At 58.4% G+C, this 11,904-nt stretch carries 14 protein-coding genes; 3 read left to right on the forward strand and 11 right to left on the reverse strand.

Translation table 11 applies throughout. The features are described 5' to 3' along the window. Nucleotides 1-316: 316 nt before the first annotated feature. On the forward strand, nucleotides 317-853 hold the full coding sequence (locus ACOZ32_RS00005; RefSeq protein WP_424334750.1) for a MarR family transcriptional regulator: 537 nt from the start codon (nucleotides 317-319) through the stop codon (nucleotides 851-853). 202 nt (nucleotides 854-1,055) lie between these two features. On the opposite strand, the gene ACOZ32_RS00010 is transcribed toward ACOZ32_RS00005, so the two are convergent. From ACOZ32_RS00010 to ACOZ32_RS00025, 4 genes are all read right to left on the reverse strand, one after another. Next, nucleotides 1,056-1,274, reverse strand: a complete 219-nt coding sequence (locus ACOZ32_RS00010; protein ID WP_230890059.1) for a hypothetical protein — start codon at nucleotides 1,272-1,274, stop codon at nucleotides 1,056-1,058. A 325-nt stretch (nucleotides 1,275-1,599) separates the two neighbouring features. Continuing rightward, nucleotides 1,600-2,874, reverse strand: a complete 1,275-nt coding sequence (locus ACOZ32_RS00015; protein ID WP_424334754.1) for an IS4 family transposase — start codon at nucleotides 2,872-2,874, stop codon at nucleotides 1,600-1,602. Between the two features lie 448 nt (nucleotides 2,875-3,322). Further along, nucleotides 3,323-3,841, reverse strand: coding sequence for an ArsR/SmtB family transcription factor (locus ACOZ32_RS00020; protein ID WP_058984896.1), 519 nt, complete (start codon nucleotides 3,839-3,841; stop codon nucleotides 3,323-3,325). A 300-nt stretch (nucleotides 3,842-4,141) separates the two neighbouring features. Continuing rightward, nucleotides 4,142-4,342, reverse strand: a complete 201-nt coding sequence (locus ACOZ32_RS00025; protein WP_211312382.1) for a ribbon-helix-helix protein, CopG family — start codon at nucleotides 4,340-4,342, stop codon at nucleotides 4,142-4,144. 488 nt (nucleotides 4,343-4,830) lie between these two features. On the opposite strand from ACOZ32_RS00025, the gene ACOZ32_RS00030 reads away from it, so the two are divergent. Beyond that, on the forward strand, nucleotides 4,831-6,048 hold the full coding sequence (locus tag ACOZ32_RS00030) for a PQQ-binding-like beta-propeller repeat protein (protein ID WP_058984962.1): 1,218 nt from the start codon (nucleotides 4,831-4,833) through the stop codon (nucleotides 6,046-6,048). 226 nt (nucleotides 6,049-6,274) lie between these two features. Here the strand turns inward: ACOZ32_RS00030 and ACOZ32_RS00035 are convergent, their stop codons facing one another. Continuing rightward, nucleotides 6,275-6,442, reverse strand: coding sequence for a hypothetical protein (locus tag ACOZ32_RS00035; protein WP_058984897.1), 168 nt, complete (start codon nucleotides 6,440-6,442; stop codon nucleotides 6,275-6,277). A gap of 137 nt (nucleotides 6,443-6,579) precedes the next feature. Here ACOZ32_RS00035 and ACOZ32_RS00040 point away from each other — a divergent pair, with 137 nt between their 5' ends. Continuing rightward, nucleotides 6,580-6,861: a PadR family transcriptional regulator gene (locus tag ACOZ32_RS00040; protein WP_230890057.1), complete on the forward strand. Its 282-nt coding sequence runs from the start codon at nucleotides 6,580-6,582 to the stop codon at nucleotides 6,859-6,861. Nucleotides 6,862-6,953: 92 nt separating this feature from the next. Here ACOZ32_RS00040 and ACOZ32_RS00045 read toward each other — a convergent pair whose 3' ends face one another. From ACOZ32_RS00045 to ACOZ32_RS00070, 6 genes are all read right to left on the reverse strand, one after another. After that, nucleotides 6,954-7,514 (reverse strand): TATA-box-binding protein, encoded by a 561-nt coding sequence (locus ACOZ32_RS00045; RefSeq protein ID WP_285271306.1) that lies wholly within the window; start codon nucleotides 7,512-7,514, stop codon nucleotides 6,954-6,956. 119 nt (nucleotides 7,515-7,633) lie between these two features. Further along, on the reverse strand, nucleotides 7,634-7,834 hold the full coding sequence (locus ACOZ32_RS00050) for a hypothetical protein (protein ID WP_230890055.1): 201 nt from the start codon (nucleotides 7,832-7,834) through the stop codon (nucleotides 7,634-7,636). Nucleotides 7,835-8,724: 890 nt separating this feature from the next. Continuing rightward, nucleotides 8,725-9,738, reverse strand: coding sequence for a DUF4350 domain-containing protein (locus ACOZ32_RS00055; protein WP_285271307.1), 1,014 nt, complete (start codon nucleotides 9,736-9,738; stop codon nucleotides 8,725-8,727). After that, entirely contained in the window at nucleotides 9,725-10,636 is a 912-nt protein-coding gene (locus tag ACOZ32_RS00060; RefSeq protein ID WP_424334751.1) for a S49 family peptidase, read from the reverse strand. Before ACOZ32_RS00060 ends, ACOZ32_RS00055 begins: the two co-directional genes overlap by 14 nt. Continuing rightward, nucleotides 10,633-11,268, reverse strand: a complete 636-nt coding sequence (locus ACOZ32_RS00065; RefSeq protein WP_424334752.1) for an outer membrane lipoprotein-sorting protein — start codon at nucleotides 11,266-11,268, stop codon at nucleotides 10,633-10,635. The genes ACOZ32_RS00060 and ACOZ32_RS00065 overlap by 4 nt, the downstream gene beginning before the upstream one ends. A gap of 319 nt (nucleotides 11,269-11,587) precedes the next feature. After that, the coding region (locus ACOZ32_RS00070; RefSeq protein WP_424334753.1) for a hypothetical protein at nucleotides 11,588-11,904 on the reverse strand (317 nt) is incomplete at its 5' end.

The following is an 11,904-nucleotide window of genomic DNA, read 5'->3' on the forward strand; positions in this document are numbered from 1 at the left end:
TGGCCAAGTGGCCGTTACCCCTATCCTTGACCGTATATGGCGTCCCGACGTGTTGTTTTTGCCACGGGGATGCCAGCAGGCATCAGCGGACTCGGGGGTATCGTCTGGTTTGCTTTGAACAGTCGGCACGCGCCCACACTCTTCTGGAATGTGGCGTTCACCGGCTGTTCTTTCGGATACTGCCTTGTTACGAGGGCGGACAGGCCGCCTCCGAAGGACGGTTCGGAATCCGCTCCGTTCCGACCGATTCCTACCCATTAGTAGGGTTTCCTGTCACTTAAACGCCAGTATTCTGAAACTCAGAGTGCTGCCCAACGTGGATACTGTCCCAGGTGACGGCGCGTATCCACGGCGTGAACGCCGTGGTATTGCGCCTGTTCAGCGTATAATAGCAAGAATGCCAGTTCCCGTCGACGAGCTCACAAATAACGACCCATTCCCGGTGAAGCCGGATACGAACAAGTACGAAGTCCTCAGTTTCCTCGTCGCACACCACAAGTACGGCTTCACGCCCAGTGAAATCGCAGCTCGAACAGACCTCAGCGAGGCAAGTGCATCAAAAGCGATGACTCGCCTCTTCGAGGATCGGCTCTTCGAACGAGCAGAAACAATCTATTATATCGATCCGCATCGGGCCAACGAGCTAAAGCAACGACTTGTATCGCTCGATTCAGCCGTTCAACGCTTTGAGAAGGCGCCTGACGACGCCTACGCCAAGCAGGGCTGGGAACAGGAAGTCTCCAGTATCGATCGAGGTGAAAGAACCGAGTCGACAAGCGAGCACTCCAAAACTGCAGAAGAACGAGCACAAGCCCTTATCGCAGATATCGAAGACCGCCGCGCAGAGAAATAATCTCAACGGCGTGGTCCATTCGGCGCTGAATATCTGGTCTCCTTACGATCCCCCTCCTCATCCCGACAAGAGCGAGAGTTGAATTAGTAGATACCGTTCGTAACGGACGTCAGTGCCGACAGCCTTGGAATGGTCGTGCTCTGGATGTCGTACCGGGCGTCCCCTCGGAGGGAAGTGACGACGCCACCCTGTTCTGAGAACGCTAATGGTTGTCGTCGCCGAACCAGCCACGCTCTTCGAGTTCGCTTCGCAGTCGCTCGACTGCAGCCGCCTGGTCGCCGTCGCCGACGACGATCACCTCCCACGGTTTGAGGTCGAGTTTCCCACCTTCGACCCAGTAGTCGATATCGCCCTCGAGGATGACCTCAGTCCCGTCCTCGAGGCCGGCGTCCATCTCCCGGTAACGGTTCGCCCAAATCATACAGGGGAGCTCGGCGTCGCCGTCGGTCAGCGTGAAGTAAAGCGCCGTACTGTTGAGATATCGACCTCCTCTTCGAGACCGACGGCTAACGCAAAACCTCCCGCCTCAAGCACGAGATAGTCGTGGTCGAACCCATCGCGTAGCGACCTACGGACTCGGGCGAACGCTGTCAGGGAGACTCGGGACACGGTCGCGAAGCTCAGTGAGGCAGGTTTCGAGGATTGCCATCGGATTCGAATCTGTGAAGGATGCAGATTCACGGTGCGGTGCTGGCCACGCTTCGTAGTCAACTTGGAAGTGACTCGGTCCAAGCATTCGTCTTTAGCTAAGACTCACACCTCGGTTGTGTAGCGGTAGCGAGCGTCTCCTGTAAGACCGGTCGTTGCTGGTGAATCTTCTGAGCATCCTCGATCAGCCGCTCTAGCAACGGCGGTGGCGAATAGCCGAGGTACTCACCGAGTTCGTGGAGGATGAGCTGGGCGTGCGACCGGAAGGTCGCCGCCCAGCGTTCCGGCGGAAACACGATCTCGTCGTCAGCCTGCTCGGTCACCAGATCCAACAGCTCACGACTCACCAACAGCGACAGCAACGCCGCATACAGCAGAATCTTCACCACATCCGGGTCGTTTGTGTCGAACTCGTCCAACTCGTACTGCGTCTTCAGTTCACGAAACAGCGTTTCTACCTCCCAGCGACACCGATACAGCGTTGCTAGATCCGCCGGGAAGAATTCCTCTCGCGGCAAGTTCGTGATGTACAGATGGTAGTCGTCGGCGTCCGAATCGCGGACGCCGACGACGCGGAATCGCTTCGTATCCAGCGAGCGCGTTCCTTCGTACTGGCCGCGCTTGAACTCCGCTTCGACCTCGACGTCGATGTACTTCCGCGAGAGATCATCGACTACATCGTGGATCTGCTTGCCCTCCAAGGGAATGGCGCGCCCGCGCCATTCCCGTAATTCCTCTGTTATCACCGGGTTCGCGCTCTGCTTCAGCCGACTCACGAAGTAGCCGTCGTTCTCGTCGATTAACGCGAACCGGCGGTACTTGAAGTACGCTAAATCGAGTAGAACAAGCCGTCCTTGCAGCCACGAACCCGTTTTGAACAGCGTGCTGTCGTGCGTTTTCTCGTCCGTCACGTCGAGTCGTTCAATCATCTTGTCGGTAGCGTTGTGGAGCAGGTGGAGCTTCGCTCCAGCCTGCTCCTCATGACGGGCTTGGAACTCATCAGAGAGGAACTCGTGCAACCGCAACACCGTTCCATCAGCGATCATCACGTCTCTGAATCGGTCGATATCAGCGTCAACAGCGTTGGGGACAGCGACCTCGTCGAGGCCGCGCTCGACGAGGTCGCGGAGATACTCTGCCAACGTCGGCGTCAACCGCTGATGGAATCCACCGGGAGAGATCGTTTCATCAGCTGTGGAGTTGTAGCAGCGTCTGAACCCGGCGAGTGTTCGGCTCTCGCCTGCGGCGAAGCCGAACACGAGCGCCCACACGAGGACAGGAATCTGAAGCTTGCCCTCTCGTTCGACCACGCCGAGTTCCTCGGCGTGCTCTTCGAGGAGCTCAGAGGGAAAGAGAGTAGTGAGCCGACGCATGATTCTCGTTGAGGAGCGAGGGTTGTGCACAGACTTCTCCTCCTCACTCCTTCCGAAAAGTAGCCTCGATAAGCCGCTGCTGTCACGTGGTTTCTGGCTTAGCTAAAGACGGATGCTCGGTCCAAGTTTCTCGTGGGTTTCGTCCTGATGCCAGCCACATGACCACGGCGTCCTCAGTTCATTATACTGGATGCGGAACTCATCCCGTGTGGAATGAGGGCGCCACTCGAATTCAAGCGTCGCGTCGCCAGCGTCCGTGTTCTGGTCAAAAAAGACCGCGCGATCGAGGGTCGCCGCGAGACGAACTGGACGCATCGGACTTGGGTTGGCTTCCACGGTCGTCACACCAGCTTCCCGTTGAAGTCGATTTGCAACTCGTTTGTGGACCTCGTATCGGTGGAGATGCGTGTCTCCAGAAATCGGTGGATTTCCCATTTCTGTCACCGAGTCAGTTGGCGGAGGCGATACGACTCTCGCGGGTCGCCTCGATCGTATCATAGAGCTGAATTGCTTGTTTGATGAGCATCGCCTGGTGCTCATAGTAGTCCCAATCCTCTGCGTCGTGGCGCCGCTGTCGGCGTTCGGATGCCGGGATATCACCACCGACGGTCGCCCGAAGTTCGTCGGCAGACTCCACATCGTACTCCTCTTTCCACTCGTCGATATCGTCCCGGATCGCATCTAATTCAGCCGTGAGTTCGTCTTTTCGATGGTCGTTGACGAGGTCACGGATCTGATCGAAATACTGGGTGACTGGATCTGGATAGTAGCAGGTCTCGCGACCACGCTGGATCGTCGCGAGTTTATCTGCTTCGACCAGTTGCGTGAGATACTTCTCGGCCGTGTTTCGGGCAACACCAGCAGCCTCAGCTATTTCCCCCGCATTTTTTGGTTCACGAACCGTCATCGCAACCTCTCGAATCCGGGCGACCTTTGCCGTGTGATCCATGGTTCCTGAGTCGCTCATACACGTATTTGGATCTCCACCACCATTACTGTTTTGAACGCCAATTCAAAATATTGAATTAGGCGCGTTTTTTCGCTCGCAACTCGATCAAAACACGGCGTATAGCAGATTGGACGAGAAGCCCCCACCCTCAAGGATCGACCGAATGGGAGCGAGTAGGGTGGGGGATGAATCGCTCCTCGATTTCAAAAGAAAGAGGGTGTCATAGAAGTCTTCACACACTATAGTAGAGTTTCTAACTGTTATAGAGCGTTACTAGCTTAGAAAGTCGTGCACTTGGTGCACGGTATGTTAAGATGCTTAGAGAGTACCCTTTCGTTTCCGAATTATGATCTCTCTCACTCGCGCAGCGTGGTTTGACTCGGATTGAACGAACGCTGTGAGGATGGCCTCGACGATCTCGGAGCGGCTGACTCCGAGATCGTCACACTCAGCGACCAGTTCGTCCACTTCTCGCACGATTTCCTCGTCAACAGCGACTCCGAACTTCTCTTTCGCCATAGCTACGACAAGCTAAAAACAGCGTGCACCAAGTGTACGGCGCTTTCAATTCGTTAGAGCTGATTCAGCAAACCATGAGAACTCTTCTATGACACCCTCAAGAAAACCAAGGCGGATTCCCCTCCCCACCGTGGGCGGGGAGGAAGCCGACACTCGCTGCATCATACCAGTCTTTTAGTGAATGCCATCCCACTAGTCTTGTAGTGGTCGGCGGCCCACAGTTGTCGCCGGCCACGGGCCGCAGTCAACCGGCCCCCAAGGTCAGGGATGCCGACCCGTGAACGCCCGAAACCCCTTCGGGTATGACGCGGTGAGTCCACTGACAAGCCACGGGCCACCGTGCCCGTGGCAGTTGACTCAGTCACCATAGAGATTTGTACCGCTATCCTATGGTCCACTTCCATGTCGAACGGATTCCTCTGCGAGTAAGCCGCCACTCCGTGCAATAGAAGACTACTTACTGGCCGAATCCATCGCCATGAATGTATATGCCCTCCAGCGGACAGACACGTCGTGATGTACTTGTTGCTGCCGGGGCAGCTGGTGTCACCTCTCTCACGGGCTGTCTCGGCCGCGTCGCCGGCCGTAGTACACGCGACCACAAGCAGGACGCACCTGTCGGCCCCGTCACCGGCGCGTGGCCAACCTACCAGCACGACTTCGCGAATACCGGGGCCACGACCGATCATGGCCCATCAAATGAGGCGACTAGTGAAGGCGTCGCAGCTGGTGATACAAAACTCGCCACGTCGGTTGCGCTCGCTGATGGCCGTGGATTCGTTGGCTATAGCGACGGGAATGGAGATGCAGGTGCGTATCGAGGCTTTGAGCTGGGTGACTCGAATGCGTCGTGGACAGTTGAGTATTCGGCGGGAAAGTCGACGCCGACGCTCGCCGGCAACGCAATGTTCGTCTCGACTGCAGAATTCCTTGCAGCATACGACGCACGTGATGGCGCGCTATGCTGGCGAACGAACGTAGGTGGCTATGGATCCACTACGAACGCTCCCGTGCTCGCCGAGGACACGCTTCTCGATGATAGCGGTGAGACGGTGTATGGCCGCAACCCCGCGACCGGCAAGGAGCGCTGGCAATATGATGCTGGAGGCTCGGGCACTGCACTTGCCGCCCGTGACGGGGTCGCCTACACGGTTGTTGGGGCGAACCACGAGGACGCTGGCGTCGCAGCACTCGATCCAGCGACGGGCGAAGAAAACTGGCGGCGAGACGACCTCCCCCAAAGTCACACCACCCTTACTGTCGACGATCGGAATCTGTACTACGCCGCGCACCAGGGCGCCGTCTACGCACTCTCCCTCGATGATGGCACGACACAATGGACGGCATCGGTCCCGCTACCAGAGGACGGCAGCGCGTATGTCGCTGTCGCGGACGGCAACCTCCATGTCCAGTCGCCGGACGGTAAACTTGCGGCGTTCGACACGGCAGACGGGTCGGTTGGATGGCGGCGAACGCTCAATGCACCATCTGGCCCTAGATCGCGTCCCCCAGTCATCGCCGGTGACGTCCGATACGTGCTATGCGACCAGGCACTGTACGCACTCGACGCCGCAACCGGTGCGGTACACTGGTCGCACGCGCTTGACGTCCAACCAGCACTCACGAGTGCCCCCGCAATCCGCGGGACCGCACTCTATTACGCTGGCCGCGACGACGGCGTCTTCCGCGTAGCATCCACCCACTAGAAGTGCAACAGCGCGCGTTCGCACTACACCCCACCGACTGAAGGCGTTCGCTCCACACTTCATAGTGACCGACCCACCCTACTGTGACACGCTGAGGGCCTCTCGCATCGGGTTCGACCGCCTGCCGTTCGGTATCCGGTGCGTCCGCAATCTTCGTTTCCTCCCTTCTGTACAGGAACCTCAAAAAGCTAGGTTCGAGTGGCGGGGTTGGCTGCGTTACGCAGGCCTACAGGTCGCGGGGCTGGACCGTCTTCCGGTTGTTCGCTTCGGCACGGTCGGCGGCGTCATTGAGCAGTTCAGCGACTTCCTCGTTGAGGGCGTCGTAGAAATCGGCCGAGACGTTGTGCTCCGAAAGTTCGTCCTTTACGGCTGCTTTGACGATCAGGTCAGACATTCCATCGCAGGTTTCGCCCGCCCACCAGATAAAGGTTCGAAATCCTCACGCGGAATTCCCGCCAAATAGTCTCGAATATTCCCCTCCGAGCACCAGAGAACACTTAATCCACCCACGAAAAGAAGAGAAATAGACGAATGCACGATTTAACTGGATTCCAGCGGGACATCTTGTACGTGATCGCCGGGCTCGACGAACCACATGGACTCGCAGTCAAGGATGAACTCGAGGACTACTACGAACAGGAGATTAACCACGGCCGACTCTATCCGAATCTCGACGACCTTGTCGACAAAGGCCTCGTCGAGAAGGGACAACTCGACAAGCGCACGAACGTGTACACGCTCACACAGCGTGGCCGCCGTGAAATTGCTGCTCGTCGTGACTGGGAATCCCAGTACGTCGACGTCAGCGAGTAACACCCCCGTTCCCAGCGATCAGGGACAGGTGGATGCCACTCGCCCCAGCAACACAGCTCCTTTCGCGTGGTAGTCGTTCTATAAACGGGGGATTACTTAAGCAAGCCGAGTTCAGTGAGGCGGTCTTTGACGTGTGCCAGCGCGTGCTGGGCGTCCTCAGATTCATTTGCGCCGGTAATGACGAGTTTCCCACTGCCAAACAAGAGAACGACGACATCGGGTTCATCGAGGCGGTAGACGAGGCCAGGGAATTGTTCGGGTTCATACTCGATTTGCTCTAGGCCGAGCCCGATTGCGATTGCGTTCAAGTTCAACGATTGCTTGAGATCGGCACTGGAGACGATATTCTGCACCTCAATCGGCGGATTACTCGAGACATCGATCCCTAACTCGCGGATGTCATCGAAAACGATGCCGAGAGCTTCGTGAACGTCATCGACGCTTTTCGCGCCGGTACAGACGACTTTCCCCGAGCGGAAAATCAGCGTGGCTGACTTCGGCTCCTGGAGGCGGTAGACGATTCCAGGAAAGTCCTCGGGGTTGTACTCGGCGCCGGGAAGGTCTGTGGCGAGTTGGTCGAGGGCGAGTTCTTGGCCGAGATCACTGGACGCAACGACGTTCTCGATTTGGATTGTGTCCGCGAGCGTGCTCATACAGAGTATTCGTCGGACAACTCACTTAAAGTACGGCGGGTGGAAATTTGGGGCTCTGTTGAAACTCTCAACGGCTACTAGATTCGAGCGTCGGTCGGTAAGTACAGGGCGTGTATCTCTCACGACTCCCGTCGGTATGCTCTATATGTGACGACCCCGCCACCCACGAGGATTAACACGACTGAGAGCCACGGATAATCGATGACATCAGCAAGCGTCAACACAGCGTACACAATACCAATCAGAACAAGTCCAACATTCACCGGGGACAGGACCCGGACGGAGGGGGAATCTTCTGCGTCAACTGCACCAGAAGTCATGGTCTAATGCACAATTGCTCACATTTTAAATGTCCCGACAGACTGAACTGTTCGATACACTCGCACACCGACTGAGCAGCTGTTTCACTCCGAATTCGCTGGTGAGAACCCGCCTCGATGTGGTTCATATTTTCGGTAAGTACAAGAGATGTGTTTATCGGTCAAGTGCGGTGAGACACCCGTAGAGAACGAATAGAATCCCGAGTATCAGACCGCCACTGAATGTGCCAATCGTAGTCGAGGCGACGACACCCAACATGGCGAGACCGATTCCAACGAGTATCCAGAACAGGCCAGTCCAGCGAGGCGAGAGACTCGTATACCACGGTAACACTCGGGGCGCAAGGAGCTGCGTAAGCCCAAATACGGCAAGGGCGACACTCGCTACAACGCCACCAATGTTGATTGGGTCCGACGCGACCACGAACACGCCTAATGCAAGCACCGAGACGAGGAGGGTACTCAGCCCCTCCCAAATACCACCGAATTCGACGTCATCTCCCGTATACATAGGTCGTGAACACCCTACGGACAGCGGAAACTATCCCAGAGAACGATTTACAACTATTGGCATTTGAAACCGTGCGATAAGCATCTCTACTTCGCGCCTATCTCACTAGAACTGCTGAGGAATTTCTGCGTTAAGGTGGGTTTCTGCTGCGCTGTGCTGAGTTGTGGGTAGTGTTTTGGATTGGTGGCCTTAGCCCACCGTTTTCGTTGCTAGAGTGACTGGGTGGACTGCGCTACGTATCCGTCCCTCGTGGAATTCGGACTGCAACCGTTTGCTCGGGAAGTTCGAAGCGTACACTACGCAAATCTCGATCGGTGCGTATGGGTACCGATTGGGGCGAGCAACGTGCCAGGTGCCCGATGCAGAGCTGGATCCCCGATCAGGTAGCCATCACGGGTGTCGTGCCTGTGCCGGATGATTGCCCACCGGATTGACTGCTAGCGGGGATGCCGGATTGCTTGTCACCCTCGACGAGGAACGCGGCAACGTTGCTCAACAACACGTCGTTGTCGCCGGTCGTCGCGCTCGTCGACGTCAGGAAGTCAGTGTCCCCGACGGCGAGCACGTTCCCGTTGCGCGCAGCGACACTATACGACGCTTCCTCGCGTGTTGAGGACAGCGAGACGTCGCTGGCAGTGAGCACCGGCGAGGCGTCCCCGCCAGTTGTCACGGGCGTGGCGTCGGTGAGGACTGCATCCTCGACGCCGTCGGCGACGCCGCTGTCACCGCCCGCGTACACGGACTGGAAGTTGTTCGCGTTCTCGGCCATGTCGTAGAGGTAACCGTTCCCGAACGACACGCCGAACGCGGCTGCAAGGTTCGTCGGCTGCCCGGCAGCGGACACCGTCCCGCTCGACGTCAAGCCGGGTATCGAGACGGTCGACGTCGTGCTCGTGGTCGTCGGCGGCTCAGCCGCGAGCAGCACGCGACCGCCGGCGTCAGCGAACGCTTCGACGCCTGCCACTTCGTTCGACGAGTACGTCGTCGCGGGGCTGGCAGCGACAAGTGCGTCCGCGCCGCGCAGCGTCTCGTTGAACGCCGCGCCGGGCTGAGCGCCGATACTGCTCGACGACCCGCCGGCATACATTCGAACCTCGTGGCCCGCGGCGACGAGCGCGTCGACGAGCGGCTGGATGGCGTTCTCGCTGACGCCGTTGCCGTGGCTCATGTCCACCACGACAGTCTTCGACTCGCCATCTGCAGGTGCGGTGACGCTCCCATCGTCTTCGATGGGCTCGGCGACCAGTTCGTTCGTGTCGTAGGCCGGCGCGTCGGGTGCGTCACCCTGCGTGGGTGAGCCCAACACGAGACCGCCGGCGAATGCCGCGGCGACGACGACTGCAGCGACGACGGCGATGACGCCGATGGCGCGGGCAACCTTACGCGGTTGCATTCGCGGTCACCTCCGTTGCGTTACGAGCTGTGTCGGTTGTGATGGTTCCATGCAGCATGAGATATTGGACGGTGTCGACGCCGCGATAGTCGAAGGTCTGCTCGGTGGTCGCGTCGCTAGTGGTGTCTGCGGAAAGCCCAAGCTGGGCGAGTACCGACGGCTGCGGCGCTTCCATGCGCGCCACGTCGTAGTTGCTAAGGCCGGCGTCGTCAGCAGCGGCCTCGATAGCCGTGTCAACGCCGCCGATTTCGTCCGCGAGGCCGTTCTCCACGCCGCTGGCGCCCGCGTACACCTTCGCGTGCGAGACCTCCTCGCGTGTGAGTTCGATACGGTCGCCGCGCTCGGCGAACACGGAGCCGACGAACGCGCGCCGCAGCGTCTCGACGCGCTGGCGGACTTCATCAGGCGTCGACCCACCGACTTTGTCCGGACCAGTGACGACTTGCCCCTCAGGAATGCTTGCCGAGGGCAGGGTGGCGCGCACGCCGATGCTCCCGACAACAGAGGCGGGCGTAACGTAGATGTCATCAGCGGGCGCGGCAGCGTAGTACGACCCAGAGGCCGCAGTGCCGGTGACGCTCGCAACGACAGGCATCTCACCCGCCGTGCGCTTCACCGCGAGATAGAGCTGCTCGCTCGCCGACGCCGTCCCACCAGGACTGTTCACATCAAGAACGACCGCGCGGATGGAGTCGTTCTGCCGGGCGTCCCGGAGGTCGTCGATGACTGCGGTCGCGGAGTCACCCGTGATAGAGCCGTGAAGCTCCACAACCGCAACCGTGCCGTCGGGCTCGGTCGCACGATCCCACGCCTGGGGCGCGACCGCAACGCCGACGAGGAGACCAACAACGATGAGAACGAGCGTGAGTTGGCGAGTAGAGCCATCAAGGGCCGTCACATCGCCACCTCAGCAGTATTCGATGCATTATCTTCGTGGAGATCGACGTCGTCGTATGAGACGGTAACGGTCGCCGGCTGCCCGTCGGCGGCCGTCCAGGACGTGACGACCTTCAGGGGAATCTTACGGTTCAGATCCACCCAGACGGTGCGTGTCACGTTCGCCGTCCCTTTCGCCGTTGCGTTCGCCACCGGCGTGAGTTCAACAACAGCGGTCTGGTGGCCGCCATAGCTGGTTACTCGATCGACGGAGACGTTACTTGTTCGGACGAGTGTTTCCGCAAGTGCCCCATAACTAGCCGGCGCAACCGCGCCAGTATTGCTTGGTCCCGTGGTGAAGACCGGGCCACTATCGGCTGCGCTAGTAACTGTTTCACCAGCGTTCGGGCCAGCCGTGTACATAACATCTCGTTGATCGCCGTGGACGGTGACGTCCGCGCGGGTCTCCGTAGTTGCGTCACCGACTTCAACTGTACGGGAGACCGTGGCGTCGTAGCCGTCAAGGGCGGCGTATCGCTGTTCGACTGCGTCTCCGACTGCGGCGGCGTTGACAGAGCTATCAGTGGATAGCCCGCCGATACAGCCGGCAGTCAGCGTGAGGGCAACGAGGGCGGCTGCGACCGCCACTCGCATTCGTGTAGTATACATTACTCTCCATATCATCGTCTTTCGAGAGGGCACAAAACATATCCGATAGAGCTCCAGCGATAGCGAGCCCTCGATTGACATCCTCCACGTTCACGCGGAGGAATCCCCGAGCGGTGGGAGTTGCAGGTTTGACAGTCTCACCGAACTCACCCTCGACTGGGAGGGCTCTAGTTGAGGGTGCCAAAGAACTGTTTACAGAGTGGTTATTTTCATTCTCGAACTAGGCGAATTCCCTAGGGAGTAGATATGCGAACTTGGAGCCGAACCATCCTATGCACTCCTGTTCCTGATTCCAGAATCTACCTTAGCCGTATATGATTGGCTCAAGCTGGATCTGAATAATAGTGGTATTATGCCTGACGTAGACGGATACGGTTGGCTCCGTCACGTAGTCTGATTGGGTTATTTGATGTGGGAGCTCGCGGAATTGGTCTCGAAGTGACCGGTACATTTCGAGGGAGATCGTCTCATCTGTCGCGTTCGTTTTGACTGCGGTTTCGACGACTGATTGGACGGTTTCGTTCGCTGAAAGCGAGGTCTCGTTCCAGTTGACGACAGTCACGTTTGCAGGAGTACTCTCCTCGATACTCGCACCCAAGTGCACGGCGTGTGGTTCTTCCA

This window comes from Halobacterium sp. MBLA0001 (genome assembly GCF_049705385.1).
GTDB lineage: Archaea > Halobacteriota > Halobacteria > Halobacteriales > Halobacteriaceae > Halobacterium > Halobacterium salinarum.

Coding starts and splice junctions, on each gene's coding strand:
- ACOZ32_RS00010 (WP_230890059.1), bottom strand. CDS start 1,274: ATGATTTGGGCGAACCGTTACCGGGAGATGGACGCCGGCCTCGAGGAC.
- ACOZ32_RS00015 (WP_424334754.1), bottom strand. CDS start 2,874: ATGCGTCGGCTCACTACTCTCTTTCCCTCTGAGCTCCTCGAAGAGCAC.
- ACOZ32_RS00020 (WP_058984896.1), bottom strand. CDS start 3,841: ATGAGCGACTCAGGAACCATGGATCACACGGCAAAGGTCGCCCGGATT.
- ACOZ32_RS00025 (WP_211312382.1), bottom strand. CDS start 4,342: ATGGCGAAAGAGAAGTTCGGAGTCGCTGTTGACGAGGAAATCGTGCGA.
- ACOZ32_RS00030 (WP_058984962.1), top strand. CDS start 4,831: ATGCCCTCCAGCGGACAGACACGTCGTGATGTACTTGTTGCTGCCGGG.
- ACOZ32_RS00035 (WP_058984897.1), bottom strand. CDS start 6,442: ATGTCTGACCTGATCGTCAAAGCAGCCGTAAAGGACGAACTTTCGGAG.
- ACOZ32_RS00040 (WP_230890057.1), top strand. CDS start 6,580: ATGCACGATTTAACTGGATTCCAGCGGGACATCTTGTACGTGATCGCC.
- ACOZ32_RS00045 (WP_285271306.1), bottom strand. CDS start 7,514: ATGAGCACGCTCGCGGACACAATCCAAATCGAGAACGTCGTTGCGTCC.
- ACOZ32_RS00050 (WP_230890055.1), bottom strand. CDS start 7,834: ATGACTTCTGGTGCAGTTGACGCAGAAGATTCCCCCTCCGTCCGGGTC.
- ACOZ32_RS00055 (WP_285271307.1), bottom strand. CDS start 9,738: ATGCAACCGCGTAAGGTTGCCCGCGCCATCGGCGTCATCGCCGTCGTC.
- ACOZ32_RS00065 (WP_424334752.1), bottom strand. CDS start 11,268: ATGCGAGTGGCGGTCGCAGCCGCCCTCGTTGCCCTCACGCTGACTGCC.